General features: G+C 68.3%; 6 protein-coding genes. 5 read left to right on the forward strand and 1 reads right to left on the reverse strand.

Annotated elements, in window-relative coordinates:
• The 5 genes from GRC12_RS41255 to GRC12_RS41275 form a co-directional block, all read left to right on the forward strand.
• A partial coding sequence (locus GRC12_RS41255) for an LLM class flavin-dependent oxidoreductase (protein WP_208785580.1) occupies positions 1–591 on the forward strand: 591 nt, incomplete at its 5' end.
• 50 nt (positions 592–641) lie between these two features.
• Positions 642–2,156: a Gfo/Idh/MocA family oxidoreductase gene (locus GRC12_RS41260; protein ID WP_208785581.1), complete on the forward strand. Its 1,515-nt coding sequence runs from the start codon at positions 642–644 to the stop codon at positions 2,154–2,156.
• Positions 2,153–3,178, forward strand: a complete 1,026-nt coding sequence (locus GRC12_RS41265; protein ID WP_208785582.1) for a phosphotransferase — start codon at positions 2,153–2,155, stop codon at positions 3,176–3,178. Before GRC12_RS41260 ends, GRC12_RS41265 begins: the two co-directional genes overlap by 4 nt.
• Complete coding sequence (locus GRC12_RS41270) at positions 3,175–4,491, forward strand: hypothetical protein (protein ID WP_208785583.1); 1,317 nt, start codon at positions 3,175–3,177, stop codon at positions 4,489–4,491. The genes GRC12_RS41265 and GRC12_RS41270 overlap by 4 nt, the downstream gene beginning before the upstream one ends.
• A complete protein-coding gene (locus GRC12_RS41275; protein ID WP_208785584.1) occupies positions 4,488–5,141 on the forward strand; it encodes a PIG-L deacetylase family protein in 654 nt (217 codons plus the stop codon). Before GRC12_RS41270 ends, GRC12_RS41275 begins: the two co-directional genes overlap by 4 nt.
• 40 nt (positions 5,142–5,181) lie before the next feature.
• Here the strand turns inward: GRC12_RS41275 and GRC12_RS46600 are convergent, their stop codons facing one another.
• Positions 5,182–5,313 carry a hypothetical protein gene (locus GRC12_RS46600; protein ID WP_280117591.1) on the reverse strand — a complete coding sequence of 44 codons (132 nt, stop codon included), beginning with the start codon at positions 5,311–5,313 and terminating at the stop codon, positions 5,182–5,184.
• Between the last annotated feature and the right edge of the window lie 446 nt (positions 5,314–5,759).

A 5,759-nucleotide genomic window follows, 5' to 3' on the forward strand; every position in this document is an offset into this window, starting at 1 on the left:
CCCCTGCCCCGGCTGTACTTCGGCGGATCCTCCCCGCAGGCGGGCCCGGTCGCCGCCCGCCACGTGGACACGTACCTCACCTGGGGCGAGCCGCCCGACCAGGTCACGCAGAAACTCGCCTGGATACGCCGCCTTGCCCATGAGCACGGACGGCAGATGCGGTTCGGGATCCGCTTCCACGTCGTGGCCCGGGACACAACCGCAGAAGCCTGGGCGGCTGCCGAACGCCTCATCAAGGGCATCGATCCGGCCCACGTCAGCAAGGTCCACCGTGTCCTGGCGGCCAGCGAATCGACGGGCCAGGCCCGGATGAGCGCGCTGAACGAACGCTTCCGCGACGGCTGGAAACCCACCGATCTGGAGGTCTACCCCAACGTCTGGGCCGGGATGGGCCTGCTGCGCGGCGGCGCCGGCACCGCGCTCGTCGGCAGCCACACCGAAGTCGCCGACCGCATCGCCGAGTACGCGGACCTGGGCATCGACGAGTTCATCCTGTCCGGATTCCCGCACCTGGAGGAGGCGTACATGGTCGGCGAAGGCGTTCTGCCCGAACTACGCCGACGAGGCCTGACAGCCGCCGAACGCCGCTGACTGCGTCAACCACCACGCGCCCGGTCCCGCCTGCACGAGAGGACGAATCTATGAACAACTTCCTGGTAGTCGGCGTTGGCCCCCACGCCCGCAGGAGTCACCTGCCGGCACTGGCGGCCGGACAGAGTGCCGGCCTCGTCGGCACGGTCTGCGGCGTTGACCTCCTGGGGGCAACGGACGTGCTGGTGCCCTACGACGCCGACGACGGGCCCCGGTCGGTGCCGGTGACGCTGATCGAACCGTTCGACTCCCGCGTCCCCGCCCTGCCCGAGGCGGTCCGCCGCGCCCTGGACGCAGTCGTGGAGCGCCGCGGCATCAACGCCGTCGTGGTCTCCACCGAACCCACGTATCACATGGTCTACGTGCAATGGGCGCTGGAGCGAGGCTTGAGCGTGCTCCTGGACAAGCCGCTCACCGTCCACGCCGGCTGCTCGGTGAACCCGGAGAAGGCCGAAGCCATCCTCACTGACTTCGACGTCCTGCTGGAGTGCTACAGAACGGCCCGGCGCAGATTCCCTCAGATCATGGTCAGCGTCCAGAGCCAGCGCCGCTACCACCCGGCCTTCTGGCGGATGCGGCAGTGCATTGCCGAGGTCACGGCCGAGACCAACTGCCCGGTCACCAGCGTCCAGTCCTTTCACAGCGACGGGCAGTGGCGACTGCCGGACGAACTGCTCGACATCTCCTACCACGGCTTCAACCAGGGGCACGGCAAGGCCGCCCACAGCGGCTACCACTTCTTCGACATCGTTCCGTGGCTCTTACAGGCCGGCGAGACGCACGGCAAGCACCTCGACGCCGTCGACATCCACGCCCACGTCAGCCGTCCCGCCGACTTCCTCGCCCAGCTGGGGGTCCAGGACCACGAACGGCTCTTCCCCGGCTTCGCGGCGCGCAACCCGTACACCGCGGGCGAACTGCGCGCCGCGACACGGCTGTTCGGGGAAGTCGACGCCTTCATTTCCATGGCCTACAAGAGCAGCGGCCGGACGATGACCCTGGGCACCATCAACCTCGTGCACAACGGCTTCTCCCAGCGCGGCAGCCTGACCCCCGCCCACGCCAGCCTCTACAAGGGCAACGGCCGGGTCCGTCACGAGAGCCACATCATCATGCAGGGCCCCTTCCAGGCACTCCACTTCCACTCCCTGCAGACGCTCCACGACGGGACACCCAGCACGGACCCCTACGCACCGGGCAGCGAACGCCACGTCCAGGTGCACGTCTTTCGCAACAGCGCCTTCCACCCCGGCTGGAGCAAGCACGCCAGCCTCAACTTCGGGACACTCACCGCATCCTCCGACTCCCAGGTGGCGCTGCCGACACAGGAATCCTCCCGACGCCGCGCGACATGGGAGTTCCTCGAATACCTGGCCGGGCGACGCACCCGGGACGCGATGTCCTCCGAGCTCACCAGCCACCGCCGGGGAGCCACGCTGATGGCGGGTGCCTACCTCTCGATGGCACAGCAGTGGATCGGCGCCGCCCCCGTAAGCCAACTGGACTTCCGACCCACACCTCAGTCCACACCGGCAGTCCGGCCCCGGATGGAGGCGGCACGGTGAACCTCCTCCCGCCGACACCAGCGCAGCCGCTGCCGACTCTGTCCGACCTGCTGGGTCCTGCCCTGCCCGGCCTCCTCACCTCCTGCGAGCGGCACGTCGGGCCGATCACCGCGACCGAACGCGTCCACGGCGGCAACATCAGCCACGTCTTCCGGGTACGCGGCACGCACACGGACGTGATCGTCAAGATCCGTGGTGACCGCTACGCCCGCATGCCGACGCTGCGCACCGACCCGACCGTCATCGACGACGAACGCCGGGCCCTGAAGGTCTACGGACGCATCGCACCAGCAGTCTTCCCGCAGGTCCTCGGCTTCCACGCCGAGGCCCACGCCATGATCCTTTCCGACGTCTTCCCCAGCGGCCGCAACTACCACGACCACCTCACCGAACACCCCGCCACTGCCACGGAGATGACCCTGCTGGGCAGGACCCTCCGCCGCATCCACCACGCCACCCAGGACACCGACACCACGTTCCGATCCCGCAGCAACCAGTGGTTCCAGGAACGCTCCTTCCTCTTCTGCCTGCGCGCCACCGGCCACGACCTGCTCGAGCAGACGTGCGAGGAACTGACCGCCCTACCCCGCCAGCAGCTGGTCCTCGGCGATCTCGCCCCCAAGAATCTCCACCTCACCGCCAGTTCCGTGGCGATCTGCGATCTCGACAACGTCCATGCGGGCTGGCCGCCGTACGACACTGCCTATTTCCTGGCCCACCTGCTGATCCACCACCTCGGCCGGCCCGCGCACCTGCGGACACTCGTGCCCGCCCTGCTCACCGCATACTTCGCCGCCCCGCCGCCACTGCACCTGACGGCCACGGAGGAACTGCTCATGGCCAAGGTCGCGGCCGGCGTGGTCCTGTACCGGCTGGACGAAACCGTCCCCTACCCCCTGCCGAGCCCGACCGCCGTGGCCGACCGGTATCGGACACGGGTACTGCGGCTCCTCGGCACGAGAGCGTTCACCGTGCACGACCTGGTGCAGGCCGCAGGGACCGCCCAGGAGGAGGCGGCATGATCCCACTCGGCCCCGGGCCCATCGAAGAGGCAGAGGATGCGAGGTCCCTTGCCGTCCTGCGCGCCCACGGCTACCGCGTCGAGGACATCCAGTCCCTCGCCAGAAACCAGCAGGCCTTCGCGGTCCGCATCCCCGAGCGCACATGTCAGATCGCCCCGGGGGCCAGCTTCCTCACCAAGTCCATGGGCCTGGGGCAGGGATCCTTCACCAACGCTTACACGCTCAGGATCGCCATGGATCAGGTCCGGACCCAGGCGATCTCCCGAACGGACGGCTTTCACCTCCGCGATCTTGTCGGCGCAGATGGTGTGTTCGCGGCCGTCAGCGGCTCGTTCTCCTTCATCAGCGACGACCCGTCCTACCAGCCGGCCGAGCCCTGCCTGGACTTCTGCTGCAGGAACGGAGCAGTCATGAGCCTGCCCACCGTCTCCAAGCCCGCCTTCCTCGTCCACCACGGCCAGGCGACCATCGGCATGCTGAAGGCCGCCGGGACACTGAGGGTGCAAGGACAGGCCTTCAGGTGGGTTGGCTCGAAGGAGCCACACCCCGTCGGCCGATACGACCCCGCCGTTCTCACCGTCTTCGGCGCTGCGAACTGCCGGGTCCGCTACACCGACGATCCGCGCACCGGCTTCATGCGCGACGTGGACGCGGCCACCAACATCACCCCACCCGATACCGCGGCCGTCGACGCCGTCGTGTCCTGGATCCCGCATGACGGCCACCGTGTGACCGCGGTGCACCCAGGCGGCGGGGCCGACCTGTTCGCCGGCAACTTCGTGCTGCGCGCAAGCCGTGCCCAAGCCGCACACCTCCGGGTGGGCGCCACCGTCGAGATCACGCAGATCGGCGCGCTGGACGTGCGCGCCCTCGCCAGCGGCCTCTCGACCGGCCCCAGCGTCGCCACGGCGGCGGCCGGCAGATGCCGCGGATACGACCAGTGCCTGGGCACCGACCCCTTCCGCGACACGCGCTACGCCCGCACCCTGATCGCTCTGCACGGACGGGAACTGCGGTTCCAGGTCCTCGACGGCGCCCCGCTCTCGACGACCTTCCGCGGCGTCACCCCCGCCGAGACCGCCGATCTCTGTGCCCGCGAGGGACTCGATCCCCAACACGTCTACCACCTGGACGGCGGGGCGTCGTCGAAGATCGCCTTCACCAGCGGAGATACGGCCGAAGTGGCCGGCAGCATGCACTACCTCCGATGGCCCCGCAGCTCAGGCGAGCCCTTCCGTTGGCAGGGCCTGGACGGCCGCGTCCTGCGCAGCGCCTTCACCATCAGCACCGGTCGCCCGGAAGGAACGAAATGACGACTGTCCTCGTCGTGGGAGCCCATCCCGACGACCCCGAAATCGCCATGGCCATGCGCATGCGCTGGTACGCCCTCAACGGTGCCCGGGTCCGGGTGCACTGCCTGACCACCGGAGCCGTCGACCCGGACGGCACGGCACCGCGACAGAAGGAGTCACGAGCCGCCGGCCGCCTCCTGGGCGTGGACGAGTACACCTTCTCCGACGTCCCCGACACCCGGTTCGTCGAGCACCGAGGTGAGATCAACGCCGAGTTGTTCAGGGTCTTCCGTGAGACACACCCCGACGTCGTCTACACCCACTTTCCCAACGACCAGCACCTCGACCACGCAATCACCGCGCAGGAGGTCACCACGGTCGCCCTGCGCGAAGCCAACAACCTCACCTACTTCCGCTCTCCCTACAGCACCAACTTCGAACCCACCAACGTCTTCATCGGAACCCAAGAGCTCCTCGACACGAAGGAAGCCGCCCTGAAGTGCTTCGCCTCCCAGCGCCAACTCGACATGCAGGTCTTCCGGAAACTGGCTGAGGTCGGCTACCGCCAACACGTACATCACCGGGTCGTCGAACGATTCCCACCCGGCTTGACCCACGCCGAGCTCTTCCGCACCGCGCGACAGATCGAGTTCGCAGCTCCGGCGAACTGAGCCAACCTCCAACGACCCAGCTCGCACCCGTCCGCTCACCTCACCGCGCGTCCTCCCCCGGCCCGCCCCGCCACTTGTTGATGATCGCGGCGGTGATGGTGCCGACGGCGGTGATGAAGTCCATAACTCCCCCTTGCTCGAAGGCGCCGAGTGCGCCCAAGGCAATCACCATCGCACCTCGAAACGGCCCCCGTCGACAGGCATCACAGCAGGCCAGAGGGGGTGTAGAGGGGGTTTGTAGACGCGGCCGTGCAGTCGGGCGCATCACAGAATTTGCGGCCGTTTCCGCGTAGGAATCCTGCGGGAAACGCTGCAGCCGGGAGCGCCGAACGAGACGACCACCCACAACGCGCGCATCCTGGGGGCGCCAGGGCCTACCACTTTCCGCCGCCGATCCCTGGCATCTTTCCGCGCCCCTCCTAGAAGGTCTTGCTAGAGGAATCTGGTCCCGGGCCGCGCCAGGGTACGCGATCGGTACGAGAAGAGATCGCCTAGTGCTGTGACCGCGTTGGTTCGCCGGGTTGGTGGTCGTGGCGGTTGGATGTGGAGTGACGTCCGATCCGATCGCTGGAGGCGCGGTGGCCGAGCCCGTCCGTGTGCGCAGACTGACCGACCAGG

Origin of the sequence: Streptomyces griseorubiginosus (genome assembly GCF_017614965.1) — a bacterium.
Taxonomy (GTDB): Bacteria; Actinomycetota; Actinomycetes; order Streptomycetales; family Streptomycetaceae; genus Streptomyces; species Streptomyces griseorubiginosus_B.